The 15,414-nt window shown below is 70.5% G+C and carries 14 protein-coding genes; 4 read left to right on the plus strand and 10 right to left on the minus strand.

What is annotated here, in order from left to right; genetic code table 11:
• Positions 1–94 precede the first annotated feature (94 nt).
• Together tsf and rpsB are read right to left on the minus strand one after the other, a co-directional pair.
• Positions 95–991, minus strand: coding sequence for a translation elongation factor Ts (gene tsf / locus A9O67_RS00650; protein ID WP_068606355.1), 897 nt, complete (start codon positions 989–991; stop codon positions 95–97).
• Positions 992–1,101: 110 nt separating this feature from the next.
• Positions 1,102–1,845 carry a 30S ribosomal protein S2 gene (rpsB, locus tag A9O67_RS00655; protein WP_068606357.1) on the minus strand — a complete coding sequence of 248 codons (744 nt, stop codon included), beginning with the start codon at positions 1,843–1,845 and terminating at the stop codon, positions 1,102–1,104.
• A gap of 217 nt (positions 1,846–2,062) precedes the next feature.
• Here rpsB and A9O67_RS00660 point away from each other — a divergent pair, with 217 nt between their 5' ends.
• Complete coding sequence (locus tag A9O67_RS00660; RefSeq protein WP_068606360.1) at positions 2,063–3,643, plus strand: NAD(P)H-hydrate dehydratase; 1,581 nt, start codon at positions 2,063–2,065, stop codon at positions 3,641–3,643.
• A 23-nt stretch (positions 3,644–3,666) separates the two neighbouring features.
• Positions 3,667–5,322, plus strand: coding sequence for an acyl-CoA synthetase (locus tag A9O67_RS00665; protein ID WP_068606362.1), 1,656 nt, complete (start codon positions 3,667–3,669; stop codon positions 5,320–5,322).
• A 12-nt stretch (positions 5,323–5,334) separates the two neighbouring features.
• Here A9O67_RS00665 and A9O67_RS00670 read toward each other — a convergent pair whose 3' ends face one another.
• Both A9O67_RS00670 and A9O67_RS00675 read right to left on the minus strand, forming a co-directional pair.
• Positions 5,335–5,931: a thermonuclease family protein gene (locus A9O67_RS00670; RefSeq protein ID WP_068606364.1), complete on the minus strand. Its 597-nt coding sequence runs from the start codon at positions 5,929–5,931 to the stop codon at positions 5,335–5,337.
• Positions 5,928–6,770, minus strand: a complete 843-nt coding sequence (locus A9O67_RS00675) for an IclR family transcriptional regulator domain-containing protein (RefSeq protein WP_068606366.1) — start codon at positions 6,768–6,770, stop codon at positions 5,928–5,930. Before A9O67_RS00675 ends, A9O67_RS00670 begins: the two co-directional genes overlap by 4 nt.
• 155 nt (positions 6,771–6,925) lie before the next feature.
• Between A9O67_RS00675 and pobA the strand changes: the two genes are divergently transcribed.
• A complete protein-coding gene (gene pobA / locus A9O67_RS00680; protein ID WP_068606368.1) occupies positions 6,926–8,119 on the plus strand; it encodes a 4-hydroxybenzoate 3-monooxygenase in 1,194 nt (397 codons plus the stop codon).
• On the opposite strand, the gene A9O67_RS00685 is transcribed toward pobA, so the two are convergent.
• The 4 genes from A9O67_RS00685 to A9O67_RS00695 all read right to left on the minus strand — a co-directional run bounded on the left by A9O67_RS00685 (position 8,077) and on the right by A9O67_RS00695 (position 12,214).
• Entirely contained in the window at positions 8,077–10,452 is a 2,376-nt protein-coding gene (locus A9O67_RS00685; RefSeq protein WP_068606370.1) for a YgiQ family radical SAM protein, read from the minus strand. The two genes, pobA and A9O67_RS00685, sit on opposite strands and share 43 nt — an antisense overlap.
• Before the next feature lie 86 nt (positions 10,453–10,538).
• Positions 10,539–11,039, minus strand: a complete 501-nt coding sequence (locus tag A9O67_RS00690; RefSeq protein WP_068606372.1) for a MaoC family dehydratase — start codon at positions 11,037–11,039, stop codon at positions 10,539–10,541.
• Between the two features lie 48 nt (positions 11,040–11,087).
• Positions 11,088–11,246, minus strand: coding sequence for a hypothetical protein (locus A9O67_RS13300; protein ID WP_156682207.1), 159 nt, complete (start codon positions 11,244–11,246; stop codon positions 11,088–11,090).
• Entirely contained in the window at positions 11,243–12,214 is a 972-nt protein-coding gene (locus A9O67_RS00695) for an alpha/beta hydrolase (protein ID WP_231960158.1), read from the minus strand. The genes A9O67_RS13300 and A9O67_RS00695 overlap by 4 nt, the downstream gene beginning before the upstream one ends.
• A gap of 96 nt (positions 12,215–12,310) precedes the next feature.
• Here A9O67_RS00695 and A9O67_RS00700 point away from each other — a divergent pair, with 96 nt between their 5' ends.
• Complete coding sequence (locus A9O67_RS00700; RefSeq protein ID WP_068606374.1) at positions 12,311–13,459, plus strand: iron-containing alcohol dehydrogenase; 1,149 nt, start codon at positions 12,311–12,313, stop codon at positions 13,457–13,459.
• 48 nt (positions 13,460–13,507) lie between these two features.
• On the opposite strand, the gene A9O67_RS00705 is transcribed toward A9O67_RS00700, so the two are convergent.
• Positions 13,508–14,608, minus strand: a complete 1,101-nt coding sequence (locus tag A9O67_RS00705) for a patatin-like phospholipase family protein (protein ID WP_068606376.1) — start codon at positions 14,606–14,608, stop codon at positions 13,508–13,510.
• Positions 14,605–15,411, minus strand: a complete 807-nt coding sequence (locus tag A9O67_RS00710; protein WP_068606378.1) for an HDOD domain-containing protein — start codon at positions 15,409–15,411, stop codon at positions 14,605–14,607. The genes A9O67_RS00705 and A9O67_RS00710 overlap by 4 nt, the downstream gene beginning before the upstream one ends.
• Positions 15,412–15,414 lie beyond the last annotated feature (3 nt).

The following is a 15,414-nucleotide window of genomic DNA, read 5'->3' on the forward strand; positions in this document are numbered from 1 at the left end:
AAGAATTGTACGGGGGACGGATTGCGACGAGGCGGGCTGCAAAAACGGCCGACCCCTGGGCAGGAGCCGGCCGTCCGGAAGGGGCAAGCGTCGGTCAGGCCTTTTGCGCCGCGGCGACCTGGGCCGCCACTTCGGCCGCGAAGTCGTCCTGCTTCTTCTCGATGCCCTCGCCCACCACGTAGAGCGTAAAGCCCTTGACGGTGGTGTTGGCGCCCTTCAGGTACTGGCCCACGGTCTGCTTGCCGTCGGCGGCCTTGACGAACACCTGATCCAGCAGCGAGACCTCCTTGAGGTACTTCTGGACGGCGCCCTCCACCATCTTGGCGATGATGTCGGCGGACTTGCCCGACTCGGCGGCCTTTTGCTCGGCGATCGAGCGCTCCTTGGCCACCAGCTCGGCCGGCACGTCGGCCGACGAGGTCGCCACCGGCTTCATCGCGGCGATGTGCATGGCCACGTCCTTGGCCGCCACGGCATCGCCGTCGAACTCGACCATCACGCCAATGCGCACGCCGTGCAGGTAGGTGGCCAGTTGGCCACCGCCCGAGTAGCGCTTGAAGCGGCGGATCGTCATGTTCTCGCCGATCTTGCCGATCAGACCCTTGCGCACGTCCTCGACGGTCGGACCGAATCCTTCCGTCGACAGCGGCAGGGCGGACAGCGCCGCCACGTCGGCCGGATCGTTCTCGGCCACCAGCTTGGCCAGCGCGGCGCAAAAGCCCGCGAACAGCTCGTTCTTGGAAACGAAGTCCGTCTCGCAGTTGACCTCGATCAGCGCGCCGGTGTTGCCGGCGATGTGCGAGGCGACCATGCCTTCGGCGGTGACCCGGCTAGCGGCCTTGCCGGCCTTGTTGCCCAGCTTGACGCGCAGGATTTCCTCGGCCTTCTCCATGTTGCCGTCGGCCTCGGTCAGGGCCTTCTTGCACTCCATCATGGGGGCGTCGGTCTTGGCGCGGAGTTCCGCGACCATGCTAGCGGTGATAGCTGCCATCGTATTGCTCCTGTGGGCGGCGCGCGCCGCCCGAATGTAATCCCGGGGATGTGTCCGCACGGTGACAAAAAAGGGGCACGCAGCCCCTTCGTTCACCGCGCGGCTGCGGCTCAGGCTTCCTTGACCTCGACGAACTCGTCGTCACCGGCGCGCGCGGCCTGTACGACGTTGTTCACGGCGGCGTTGCGGCCCTCCAGCACGGCATCGGCGATGCCGCGGGCATAGATGGCGACCGCCTTGGCGGAGTCGTCGTTGCCCGGGATCACGTAATCGATGCCCTCCGGCGAGTGGTTGGTGTCCACCACGCCAATCACGGGGATGCCCAGCTTCTTGGCTTCGGCCACGGCGATCTTGTGGTAGCCGACGTCGATCACGAAGATCGCATCCGGCAGCGCCGCCATGTCCTGGATGCCGCCGATGTCCTTCTCGAGCTTTTCGATCTCGCGGTTGAACAGCAGTTGCTCTTTCTTGGACATGCTGTCCAGACCGGCTTCTTTTTGGGCCTGCATGTCCTTCAGGCGCTTGATGGAGGTCTTGACCGTCTTAAAGTTGGTCAGCATGCCGCCCAGCCAGCGCTGCTCGACGTAGGGCATGCCGGCGCGGCGCGCCTCGGCCGCCACGATGTCACGCGACTGGCGCTTGGTGCCCACCATCAGCACCGTGCCACCGTTGGCGGTGAGCTGACGCACGAACTTGCGGGCTTCCTCGAACAGCGGAACCGTCTTTTCGAGGTTGATGATGTGAATCTTGTTGCGATGGCCGAAAATGAAAGGGGCCATCTTGGGGTTCCAGAAGCGCGTCTGGTGCCCGAAGTGGACACCGGCTTCCAGCATTTCGCGCATGGAAATGGACATGATCGTCTTTCGTTCCTGAGGTTGGGTCTAAAGCCGGCCCGGATCGGCTGGCGGGATACCCCGCCACGACCGACACCTGGAAGGACCGTCTCGCGATTGGTTTTGCACACGTCCCCGGCGAGAGGCGCGATTTGCAAAACCTGAAGATTATAGCCCGACGCCGGGTCCGCCGCCCGGTTGCTCTCTCCAGACCCGCCTCCCCCTATACTGCGGACGCATGGAGCGCATCGTACCGATCGGCAACGGCACCAAGGGCGCGGCCCGCCGCTGGCCGCTGTACGGCAGCGCCGCGTCGCGGGCGATCGAGCGGCAGGCCGCCGAAGGGCTGCCCCCGCACGCGCTGATGCAACGTGCCGGCCAGGCGGTGGCGCGGCTGGCGCGCGCCTGGCGCCCCCACGCACGGCGCGTGCTGGTGGTCACGGGGGGCGGGAACAACGGCGGGGACGGGTGGCTGGCCGCCGCCCTGCTGCAGCGCCATCTGCGCGGCATCCCAGGCGCCAGCGTGCAGGTCTGGCCGCTGGGCCCCACCGCCCGAATGCCGGACGATGCCCGCTGGGCGTGGGCCGAGGCCCGCGCCGCCGGGGTCGACGTGATCGAAGCCCCCACCCCGCCGGCCACGCCGGCCGATTTGATCATCGACGCGGTCTTTGGCCTGGGGCTGTCGCGCCCCGTGGACGGCCCGGCGCGGGATGCCCTGCGCTGGTTGCACGGCTGCCCAGTGCCCACCCTGTGTGTGGACCTGGCCAGCGGGCTGGATGCGGACACCGGGCACTGGTGGATCGATGCGCCGCCGCAGCCCGGCGGGCCCCGCATCACCCTGTCGCTGCTGACGCTCAAATCCGGGTTGTTCACGGGGCTGGGCCGCGCTTGTGCGGGCGAGGCGATCTGGTTTGACGACCTGGGCGTGGCCCCGGCCCCGCAGCACGCCCCCGATGCCTGGCTGGCGACGCCCTCCCGCTGGCCCGATGTGCCGGCATTGCGCCGGGCGCACGCCAGCCACAAAGGCAGCCGGGGGGATGTCGTCGTGGTGGGCGGCCAGTTGCCGAGCGCCAGCGACGGCGTCGGCATGGCCGGTGCCGCAGTGCTGGCGGCGCGCGCCGCCTTGCGCGCGGGTGCTGGACGGGTGTACGTGGGGCTGCTGAATGGCGAAGCCACCCTGCCGCCGTGGGATGGCGGTCAACCCGCGCTGATGCTGCGCACCGCCCAGGCCGTGCTGGCATCCGCGCTGCCGGAGCAGGCGGTGGTGGTGGCCGGCTGCGGCGGCGGCGCATCGATGGCCGAGGTGCTGCCCGCGCTGCTGGCCCGCGCGCCGCGTCTGGTGCTCGACGCCGACGCGCTCAACGCCCTTGGCCCCGCGGCACGCGAGGGCGCCCGCAGCCCGGCGGCACCCGGCGACCCCTGGGCGCTTCGGCGTGCCGCGGGCTGGCGCACCGTCCTGACCCCCCACCCGCTGGAGGCCGCCCGTCTGCTCGGCACCGATGTGGCAGGCGTGCAGGCCGACCGATTGGGCGCGGCCCGGGCACTGGCGCACCGGCTCGGCGCCACGATCGTGCTCAAGGGCAGCGGGACGGTCATCGCCGCGCCGGACGGGGCCCCCATCGTCAATGCCAGTGGCGACGGCCTGCTGGCCAGCGCGGGCACCGGGGATGTGCTGGCGGGCCTGATCGGGGCCCGGCTGGCTCACGGTGACGCGAACGACCTGCCCGCCGCCATCGCCGAGGCGGTGGCCGCCCACGGCGGGCTGACCCAGCGCTGGACGGGCGCATGGCCCCCAACCGCCACCGATCTGCTCGACTGAACGACACCCGGAGACGCCACACCATGCCCATCGACGACCGTAACCTGCCCCGCTGCGAGGCCAACCATGTGCCGCTGACGCCGCTGTCATTCCTGGATCGCACGGCGGAGCTGTATCCCGATCGGCTGGCCATCGTGCACGGGCTGGGCGAGACGGCGCTGCGCCAAACCTGGAACGAGACGCGCATCCGTTGCCGCCGGCTGGCCAGCGCCCTGCGCCAAGCCGGCATCGACCGCCAGGACACGGTGGCGGCCCTGCTGCCCAACACGCCACCCATGGTGGAAGCCCACTTTGGCGTGCCGATGGCGGGCGCGGTGCTCAACACCCTCAACACCCGCCTGGACCCGGAAGCCATCGCCTTCATGCTCGACCACGGCGAGGCGCGCGCGGTGCTGGTCGACCCGGAGTTTGCCGCGCTGCTGGCGCGCGCCCTGCCCTTGCGCCAACGGAGCGATCCGCTGTTGGTGATCCAGACGCAGGATGCGGGGTTTGGCGCGCCGACGGCTGTACTGGAGGCCGTGGACTACGAGGCCTTCCTGGCCGGGGGCGACCCGGACTTTGCGGGGGTGATGCCGCTCGACGAGTGGGATGCGATCGCCCTCAACTACACCAGCGGCACCACGGGCAACCCCAAGGGCGTGCTCTACCACCACCGGGGGGCGGCGCTCAATGCGCTGTCCAACATCCTGGAGTGGGACATGCCCAAGCACCCCGTCTATTTGTGGACGCTGCCGCTGTTTCACTGCAATGGCTGGTGCTTCCCCTGGACGCTGGCGGCGCGCGCAGGCGTCAACGTCTGCCTGCGCCGCGTGGAGGCGGCGACGGTATTCGACCTGATGCGGGCGCACCGCGTGACCCATTACTGCGGTGCACCGATCGTGCACGCCATGCTGGCCAACGCCCCCGAGGCGCTCAAAGCCGGGCTGCAGCGCGGCATCCGGGGCATGGTCGCCGCATCGGCGCCCCCGGCGGCCTTGCTGGAAGCGATGGAGCGCATGGGCATCGAGCTGACCCACGTGTACGGCCTGACCGAGGTGTATGGCCCCGCCACCGTCTGCGCACCGCAGGCGGGCTGGGCCGAGCTGCCCGTCGAGGAGCGGGCCCGCCTGAACGCGCGCCAAGGCGTGCGCTACCACCTGCAGCACGAGGCGCGCGTGCTCGATCCGGACACCCTGCAGCCCGTGCCCTGGGACGGTGAAACCATGGGCGAAATCATGTTCCGCGGCAACATCGTCATGAAGGGCTATCTCAAGAACCCGCAGGCGACGGCACAAGCCTTCGCGGGCGGCTGGTTCCACACGGGCGATCTGGCGGTGCAGTACCCGGACGGCTACATCAAGATCAAGGACCGCAGCAAGGACATCATCATCTCGGGCGGCGAGAATATCTCGTCTATCGAGGTGGAGGACGTGCTCTACCGCCACCCCGCGGTGCAGGCGGCGGCCGTCGTGGCCAAGCCCGATCCCCGCTGGGGCGAGACGCCCTGCGCTTTCGTCGAGCTCAAGGACGGCGCCGATGTCACGGCCGAGGCCATCATCGCGCACTGCCGAGCGCATCTGGCCGGCTTCAAGGTCCCGCGGGCAGTGGTGTTTGGCGAACTGCCCAAGACCAGCACCGGCAAGATCCAGAAATTCGAGCTGCGCAAGCGGGCCGGGTCGGTGCAGGCGATCGACGTCTGAACCCGGCCCCGCTCAGGGATCCGGCACCCCGGAGAGGCGGTTTGCCCTCCCCTCCCCCACGGACTGCGGGGCGGGGCTGCTTCTCCGCTCGCGCCGCCACGCCCAGGGGGGCTGCGGATCGGGTTGCGCCCACAACCCCAGCCGACTCGTGCGGGCCAGGGTTTCGGCCATCGCATAGCGCCAACGCTCGGTCAGGGGTTGTTCCCGCGCGTGGGCCGTGTAGTGCCAGGCCAGGCCCTGCTCCACGACCCACAGGGCAAGGTCCTGCGGCTGGGCCTCGCCGGGCAGCCACAGCACGGCCAGGGTGCGGCCATACCGGTCGCGGCCGCGGGGCTCCAGGGTTACCGCGCGGCCCAGCGCGCGTTCGCGGACGGCCTCGCGCGCCTGCGGGCCGTACGGCTGCTCCAGTTCCGGCGCATCGATGGTGGCCAGCCGCACCGCGTACACCCGGCCACTGGCATCGCGCACGCGCACCGTGTCGCCGTCGTGCACCGACACCACCGTCACGGCGCGCGCGGCGGCTTCGGACGGCGGACCGGACGGCCCGGGCCCGCCGCACGCGGCCAGCCCCAGCGCGAAGGCCACCGCCAGCCACAGGCGCTTCGTCATAGCTGGGGCCGCAGTTCGAGCGCCGCCTCGTGCAGCAGTGGCAGCAGTTCCCGCTCCACGGCGCCGTCACGCAGGCGGTTCTGGGACAGCACGGCGTTGAGGGCGGCGACGGTGCGGCCCTGCATGTCGCGCAGGGGCACCGCGACGGCGTGCACGCCCAGCTCGTGCTCCTCGCTGCAGACGCAATGGTCTGCCTGCCGCACCTGCTGCAGGATGCGCCGCAACGCCTCCGGCTCGGTCACGGTGTAGGGGGTCAGGCGCGGCAGGCTGCCGGTGGCTGCGGTGCGTTCGGCCAGCCATTGCGCCAAGGCGGGCCGCGCCAGGGCCGCAAGCAGCACACGGCCGGTGGACGTGGCGTGGGCAGGCAGGCGCGCGCCCAGGTGCAGCCCATGCGCCGTCCAGCGTGCCCGGGCCCGGACCGCAGACGGATCCCCCAGCGACGCCCCTTGCCAGTCGCCGCCGCCCTCGGCCGGGGGCGCGACACTGCGGGCCACGACGACCACCGCGTCGCCGTCGAGCACGGCCACCGAAAAGGACTCGCGCGCCTGCGCCGCCAGCCGGTTGAGCACCGGTTGCACCGCACGCGGCAGGCGCGCCGACGCCAGATAGCTGCCGGACAAGCGCAGCACCTTGGGCGAGAGCCAGAAGTAGTGCCCATCGGTCTCCAGATAACCCAGATGGGCCAGCGTGAGCAGATGGCGGCGGGCGGCCGCGCGCGTCAGGCCGGCGCGCTGCGCGGCCAGGGTGGCGTTGAGGCGCTGGCGCTCGGTATCGAAGCTCTCCAGCACCGCCAGCCCCTTGGCCAGGCCGGCGATGTAGTCCGCAGCGGCAATGTCCATGGCGCAACGATACCCGATTCGCCCGCTGGATGCGGAATTTTGCGCGGTGATCGCGCAACCCGCACGATCACCGCGCAATCGATGTAGGGCAAGACCACGCGGGGCGTGCGCGGCCCCTAGCATGACCGCGTCATCGATTCCCTGAGGAGACCCCCATGCGTACCCAAGTCGTCATCGTTGGCGCCGGCCCTTCCGGGCTGCTGCTCGGCCAATTGCTGCACAAGGCCGGCATCGACAACGTCATCGTCGAGCGCCAAAGCGCCGAGTATGTGCTCGGCCGCATCCGCGCCGGCGTGCTGGAGCAGGTGGCGGTGGATGTGCTCGACGAGGCCGGGGTCGGCCAGCGCATGCACGCCGAGGGCCTGCCGCACGCAGGCTTCGACCTGCTGTTCAAGGGGGCGCGCCACCGCATCGACCTGGCGGGCCTGACCGGTGGCAAAAAGGTGCTGGTCTATGGCCAGACCGAGGTGACGCGCGACCTGATGGCCGCGCGCGCCGCCAGCGGGCAGGCCACGGTGTACGAGGCCGCCCACGTCGCCATCCACGGCTTTGACGGCGCGCGGCCGTGGGTGACCTACGAAAAGGATGGCGTCACCCACCGCATCGACGCCGATTTCATCGCCGGCTGCGACGGCTTCCACGGCGTGTGCCGCGCCAGCGTGCCGCGCAGCGCCATCACCGAGTACGAAAAAGTCTACCCGTTTGGCTGGCTCGGGTTGCTGTCCGACACGCCGCCGGTGCACGAGGAGCTGATCTACGTCAACAGCCCGCGCGGCTTTGCGCTGTGTTCGATGCGCAGCCGCACCCGCAGCCGCTACTACCTGCAGGTGCCGCTGTCGGACACGGTGGACAGTTGGTCGGACCAGGCGTTTTGGGACGAGCTGCGCCGCCGACTCGACCCCGCCGCGGCCGAGGCGCTGGTCACCGGCCCGTCGATCGAAAAGAGCATCGCCCCGCTGCGCAGCTTCGTCAGCGAGCCGATGCGCTTTGGCCGGCTGCTGCTGGCGGGCGATGCGGCCCACATCGTGCCGCCGACGGGGGCCAAGGGGCTCAACCTCGCCGCCACCGACGTCAAGTACCTGGCCGATGCGCTGATCGAACATTTCCTGGAGCGCTCGGACGCCGGAATCGACGGCTATTCGGAGCGCTGCCTCAAGCGCATTTGGCGCGCGGAGCGGTTCTCGTGGTGGTTCACCAGCCTGATGCACCGCTTTCCGGGTGAGGGCGAGATCGCGCAGAAATTCCAGGAAGCCGAGCTGGACTACCTGATCCACAGCGAGGCCGGCGCGCGCACCATCGCCGAAAACTACGTCGGCCTGCCGTTGGACTTTGGCTTGCGGCGCGCCTGACGCCCCACCGCCGCCGCGCCCCCGGGCGCGGATGCCCCTCCGGACTCGCCCCCCGTGATCCGCGGGGGCAAGCCGGTGTGCTGGGTCAGCAGCCGGCCTTTGACCGGCTGGGAGGTACGGCTCGGCGCCGCCGCCCGCGGCCGCCCCCCGGGCGGGGTGGAGTTGGCCCGCCGCGGGCTCTGGTAGCCCCCGTCCGTCAACGGCTGGTAGGTGGGGACGAGGTGATGCTTGCCGTTGCCAATCAGGTCGGCGCGGCCCATGCGCTTGAGCGCCTCGCGCAGCAGCGGCCAGTTGTTGGGGTCGTGGTAGCGCAAAAATGCCTTGTGCAGGCGGCGGCGTTTCTCGCCTTTGACGACGTCCACCGCCTCGGCCCGCTCGTCGCGGTGAATGCCTTTGAGCGGGTTGAGCCCCGTGTGGTACATGGCCGTGGCCGTGGCCATGGGGCTGGGATAGAAGGTTTGCACCTGATCGGCGCGAAAGCCGTTTTTCTTCAGCCACAGCGCCAGGTGCATCATGTCCTCGTCGCTGGTGCCGGGGTGTGCGGCGATGAAGTACGGAATCAGGTACTGCTCTTTGCCCGCTTCGGCGCTGAATTGATCGAACAACTGCTTGAAGCGGTCGTAGCTGCCGATGCCCGGCTTCATCATCTTGGACAGCGGGCCGGGCTCGGTGTGCTCGGGCGCGATCTTGAGGTAGCCGCCGACGTGGTGCTGCACCAGTTCCCGGACGTACTCGGGGCTTTTCACCGCCAGGTCGTAGCGCAGGCCGGAGCCGATGAGGATTTTCTTGATGCCGGGCAGCGAGCGGGCACGGCGATAGATGCGGATCAGGGGGCCGTGGTCGGTGGTGAGGTTGGCGCAGATGCCCGGATAGACGCAGCTGGGCTTGCGGCAGGCGGCCTCGATCTCGGGGCTTTTGCAGCCCAGGCGATACATGTTGGCCGTGGGCCCGCCCAGGTCGGAGATGACGCCGGTGAAGCCCGCGACCTTGTCGCGAATCTCCTCCACCTCTTTGATGATGGAGTCCTCGGAGCGGCTCTGGATGATGCGGCCCTCGTGCTCGGTGATGGAGCAGAAGGTGCAGCCGCCAAAACAGCCGCGCATGATGTTGACCGAGAAGCGAATCATCTCCCAGGCCGGGATCTTGGTCGGGCCGTCGTGGCGGCCGCGCTCGTCGGCGTAAGCGGGGTGCGGGCTGCGCGCGTAGGGCAGGCCGAACACCCAGTCCATCTCGGCCGTGGTCAGGGGGACGGGCGGTGGGTTGATCCACACGTCGCGGGCGGCCGGCCCGCTGCCGTGGGCCTGCACCAGCGCGCGGGCGTTGCCGGGGTTGGTCTCCAGATGCAGCACGCGGTTGGCATGGGCATAGAGGACCGGGTCGGCCTTGACCTGCTCGTAACTCGGCAGGCGGATGACGGTGCGCTCGCGCGGCGGGCGGCCCCGGTGCGGCAAGGACGGATTGGCCATGAAGCGCAGCGGTTGCACAGGCGCGGCGGGGACTTCGTCTTCCCGCGCGCAGATCTGGCCCTGGGCCTTGGCCTGCTCCGAAACCATCAGGTACGGGTTGACATGCGCATCCACCCGGCCGGGCTGGTCCACTTCGGTGGAGTCGATCTCGAACCAGCCCTCGGGCGTGCTGCGCCGCACGAAGGCGGTGCCGCGCACGTCGGTGATGGACTCGATCGGCTCGCGCCGGGCCAGGCGGTGGGCCACTTCGACCAAGGCGCGCTCGGCATTGCCGTAGAGCAGCAGGTCGCATTTGCTGTCGAGCACGATGGAGCGGCGCACCGTCTCGCTCCAGTAGTCGTAGTGGGCGATGCGGCGCAGGCTGCCCTCGATGCCACCCAGGATGATGGGCACGTCTTTGTACGCCTCGCGGCAGCGCTGGCTGTAAACGATGGCGGCGCGGTCCGGCCGTCGGCCGCCCTGCCCGCCCGGGGTGTAGGCGTCGTCGGAGCGGATCTTGCGGTCGGCCGTGTAGCGGTTAATCATCGAGTCCATGTTGCCCGCCGTCACGCCCCAGAACAGGTTGGGGCGGCCCAGGGCCTTGAAGGCCTCGGCGCTGTGCCAGTCCGGCTGAGCGATGATGCCGACGCGAAAGCCCTGCGCCTCCAGCACGCGGCCGATCACAGCCATGCCAAAGCTCGGGTGATCCACATAGGCGTCGCCAGTGACCAGGATGACGTCGCACGAATCCCAGCCCAGCGCCTCCATCTCGGCGCGGCTCATGGGCAGGAAGGGGGCCACCCCGAAGCGTTTGGCCCAGTACGGCTTGTAGCTGGTCAGCGGCTTGGCGTGGCGCGGGAAGAAAGAGACGTCGACCGGGGCATTCATGGGGGCAGGCGTCCGCAGAAAAACCGTGCAGTGTACGCCGGCGGGCCGTGCGCCGTGCCCCGGTGCGACGAGCGGCCCCGCTGCGATCAGGGGGACTGGGGCGGTGCGCCCGGCTCGCGGCGGCGGAACATGCCCCACCCTTCCATGTGCAGCACCTGCTCGCCGTGCTGGTTGAACAGCGCCCACACGGTGCGCACCAAGCCGACGTCGGGCCGCTTGCCCATCGGGCGCTTGTCGACGATGGTGTGGCGCAGCCGCAGCTCGTCACCGGGAAAGACGGGCTTGAGCCATTTCAGGCTCTCCAGCCCCGGCGAGCCCAGGCTCGACGACTCGTGCAGAAAGTTCGTCACCATCAGCCGCATGGCCAGTGCACAGGTGTGCCAGCCGCTGGCACACAGGGCGCCGAACACCGAGTGGCGCGCGGCCTCGGGGTCCAGGTGAAACGGCTGCGGATCGTACTGGCGGGCAAACGCAACGATCTCTTCCTCGGTCACGGTCAGGCTGCCCAAGTCGCGCGAGTCGCCGACGGCGAGGTCTTCCCACCAGATGCGGATGTGGGGGTTGGATGCGGGGTCGATGGCGGTCATGGCATTTCCTCCTGCCGACACCATAGCGTCGCCGGCCGGCCCTGGGCGTCACAGATCGGACAAAGCGATCTGCACCTGTTGCTCAAAGTGTGCGACATCCCCCAGGGCGTTGGCCTGCAACAGGGCCGTCACCTGGGCCATGGCCAGGGCCGCGCCACCGCCGCTCGCCGCTGGCGTCAGCGCCCACCAAGTTTTCCCGTGGGTCATGCCCCGGCGTCCCCGAACGTGTGCCGCAGGGCCCGCGCCGCATCCTGGTGCGCGCGCAGCGCCTCCGGGAGGATGCGCCCCATCTTGATGAACTCGTGCGTCACGCCGCGGTAGATCTCCAGGTCCACGGCGACGCCGGCCATGCGCAGGGCATCGGCGAGCAGAACGCCTTCATCGACCAGGGGGTCGCACTCCGCCAGGCCGATCCAGGCCGGCGCCACATGGTCGAAGTCGGGGGCCAGCAGCGGGGCAAAACGCCAGTCCTCGCGCTGGCTGTCGTCGATGTAGTGGCGGAAGAACCACTGGATGGTTGGCGCCTCCAGCAAAAAGCCGTGTCCGAAGCGACGGTGCGACGCCGTGTCCTGCCACGCCGAGCACCCCGGGTAGAACAGCAGTTGCAGCGCCAGCGGCCAGCCGGCATCGCGCGCCTGCAGAGCCGTCACGACCGCCAGGGTGCCACCGGCGCTGTCGCCCCCGATGGCGATGCGTCCCGGATCCAGCCCCAGCCCCGCAGCGGCGCCGCGCAGCCAGGCCAGGGCATCGAAGGCGTCATGCACCGCCGTGGGGAAGCGGTGCTCGGGCGCCAGACGGTAATCCAGCGACAGCACGGCGCAGCCGGCCAGATGGGCCAAGTGTCGGCACAGGGGGGCGTGCGTGCGCACACTGCCCACCGTAAAGCCCCCGCCGTGCAGATAGAGCAACACCGGTAGCGGCGCTGCGTGCGGTGGCCGGTGCGGCACGACGAGCTCGGCCACGAGCAGCGCACCGTCGCGGGCGGGGATCGCAAGCGCATCCACCCGCGCCATGCGGTGCGGCGGCAGGTCCAGCACATTGGCGCCCGCCTCGTAAAAGGCCCGCGCCTGCTCGGGCGTCAGGGCATGCAGGGGCGGCCGCCCCGCGCGGGCCATGCGATCCAGCACCCCGCGCATGGCGGGGGTCAGCAATTGGCGGGGATGGGTGTGCGTCATGGGGCGGATTGTCGCGCGCGAGCCAAGCCATCACCGCCGCCGCGCGCTACAGTCCGGGCCAGCCCCCCACCCACTCAGTATGAGGAGACTCCACCCGTGGCCGAAATCCGCTACCTCACCACCATCCAGATCGAATCCGGTGCGCTGCGCCTGCTGCGCAGCGAGTGCGCGCGCGCGGGGATCGCCCGCCCGCTGATCGTGACCGATGCCGGCGTGCGCGCGGCCGGTCTGCTGGAACGCGCGGTCGCGGCCCTGGAAGACGGCGGTCCCACCCTGCCCCATGCCGTCTACGATGGCACCCCATCCAACCCGACCGAAGCGGCGGTGCGCGCGGCCGCAGCGGTCTATCGCGAAGCGGGCTGCGACGGGCTGATCGCCCTGGGCGGCGGCAGCGCGATCGACTGCGCCAAGGGCGTGGCCATCGCCGTGGCGCACGAGGGGCCGCTCAAGACTTACGCGACCATCGAGGGCGGCTCGCCGCGCATCACGGACCGGGTGCCGCCCCTGATCGCGGTGCCGACGACGGCGGGCACCGGCAGCGAGGTGGCGCGCGGCGCGATCCTGATCGTCGACGATGGGCGCAAACTCGGCTTTCACAGTTGGCGCCTGCTGCCCCGCGCCGCCATCCTGGACCCCGACCTGACGCTGGGCCTGCCGCCGCGGCTGACCGCGGCCACGGGCATGGATGCCATCGCGCACTGCATCGAGACCTTCCTGGCCCCGGCCTTCAATCCGCCGGCCGACGGCATCGCCCTCGACGGACTGGAGCGCGGCTGGGCCCACATCGAGCGCGCCACGCGCGACGGCCAGGACCGCGAGGCGCGGCTGCACATGATGAGCGCCAGCATGCAGGGGGCCATGGCATTCCAGAAGGGGCTGGGCTGCGTGCACTCGCTCAGCCACAGCTTAGGCGGCCTGAACCCCGCCCTGCACCACGGCACGCTCAATGCCGTCTTTCTGCCGGCGGTGATCGCCTTCAACGCCGGGGCCGAGAGCGTGCAGCGCGAGCGCCGGCTGCAGCGCATGGCGCGTGTGATGGGGCTGGCGGGTCCGGACGACATCGGTCCCGCGATCCGCGCGCTCAACGCCCGGCTGGGCCTGCCCGCCGGGCTGGCCGACATGGGGGTGACGCCGGCAATGTTCGAGCGCATCATCGACGGGGCGATGGCCGACCACTGCCACAAGACCAACCCGCGGCTGGCCACCCGCGACGACTACCGCGCGATGCTCGAAGCATCGATGTGACCGGTCCCCGGGCGGTTCCCGGGGCAGGGGTGAACGGCCGCAGCCCGATCAGAGCGGCTCGACGCGGGCCGGATCGGGCCGCTGCAGCCATGCGGCAAATTCGTCCGCCAGGCGCTGCGCCTCGCGCACGGCGGTCTGCCACGCCTGCATGCGCTCGGCCAGCCGGTGGCCGTAGCGCGGAAAGTCCGTCCGATCGGGCAATTTGCCATTGGGCAGCCGCCGCACCCAGTCCGGATCGGGTGACAGCACGATGGTGTGGTCCAGCGCGGCCGTGGGGCGGTGGCGCCAGCGCAGGCCCTTGTCCAGCCAGCCCGGGATGACCTGCCGCTGGAAGTGCGGGTACAGCACCAGCCCCCGCGCCGGACGCCAGCGCAGATGCAGGTGGTAATCGGTGATGCCGCCGTCCCAGTACGCGCCGGGCGGAGCCGCCGGAATGTGGTGCACCGCCTGGAGTACGAAGGGAATCGAACAGCTGGCCTGCAGCGCGGGCATGAAGTTGTCCGCCTGCAGCGGCACCTGGCGCGTGCGGTAGTCCGTGGGGTCGAACGGCAGTTCCGGCAGGCCGCCGCCCCGTTCGGGGCCGGCTGCCGGGGCGGAGAACACCACCCGCTCCAGCCAGGCCCCCATGGCGCGGCGGCGCAGCGCATTGGTCAGAAAAGCGCCCGCGTACCCCAACGGCGTGCGCCAACGCCCCTCGTGGCCCAGCAAATGGCGCCCCCGCGATGTGACGATGTGGAGCCGGTAGCGCGGATGGTGCAGCACTTCGCCCAGGCGGCCCCCGAAAAAATCGCGCAAATTGCGAGCAAATGACGCGCTGACGTGCTCCGGCGTGGGGCGGCTGCGCCCCGGCTCGACTTCGTAGTCCTGGGCGATGTAGTCCCGCTCCAGCCGCTCGAAGGCCGCCACGGGGTCGTCCAGACAGGCGGTGGCCATGCGCCAGGCCCCGATCGAGGCCCCCACCAGATCCACCGCATGCCCCCCTTGAGGCAGCCACTCGCCAAACAAAAAGCGGTCCAACGGTCCCAGAATCAAACCCTTGGGCCCGCCGGCGGCACCCGGAATCACGCCGACCGCCGCCGGTTGCAACCCGTCGCGGCGCAGGTGAGCAAGCGCCGCCGGGCCGGCATGGATGCGCAGCGCCCGGGTCATGCCCCGCCCTCGATGTCCACCCCGCCGGGATCGACCAGGGTGTCGGGATCCAGCTGCAGCAGCTCGCCCACCGCGTCGGGGTAGGTGTGGATCAGGGCATCGCGCTGGTTGCCCAGCGTCCACAGGCGGGCGCGCCAGGCCGCCATGTGAACGACGGCGGCCAGCGGATCGGCCGATTCGCGGTGCAGCGGGTCGACGTGGTGCTCGATGGCCTGCACCAGCACCCGCGGCAAGCGCCAGTGCTGCGCGAGCGCCGCGCCCACCTCGGCGTAGGAGTAGCCCAGCGCCTGGTACTCCGCGCCGGCGCGCTCCAGGGCAAACCATGGCCGCTCGCGGTCCAGATCGCGCATGACCTCGGGCAGGGCCTGGTGCATGACGAGTTCGCCCACGGCGTGCAGCAGCGCGGCGGTGAAGGCCACGTTGTCGTCCAGCCGGCGCGGGGCGCACACCCGGCGGGCCACCGACGCCGCGACGAAGCTGTACGCCCAAAACCGCTCCAGATCGATGCCCGGCGGGGCCGGAAAGCGGCTTTGCACCGCGGCGGCCAGCACCAGCGCCCGCACCCGATGCAGCCCGAGCACCGTGACCGCATCGCGCACGCTGTGCACGGGCCGCAGCAGCCGCAGAAAGGCCGAATTGGCCTGCTGCAACAGCCGGGCCACGAGGGCGGGATCGCGCTCGATGTCGGCGGTCACGGCGTTGAGGTCGACCTCGTCACGCCCAAAAGTGGCGATCAAGCGCGCGGCCACCTCGGGCACCACGGGCAGCGCATCCGGTCGCTGAAGCAGGGCCTGTAATCGCATCGC

It is taken from the genome of Tepidimonas fonticaldi (genome assembly GCF_001675355.1).
Classification (GTDB): Bacteria; Pseudomonadota; Gammaproteobacteria; order Burkholderiales; family Burkholderiaceae_C; genus Tepidimonas; species Tepidimonas fonticaldi.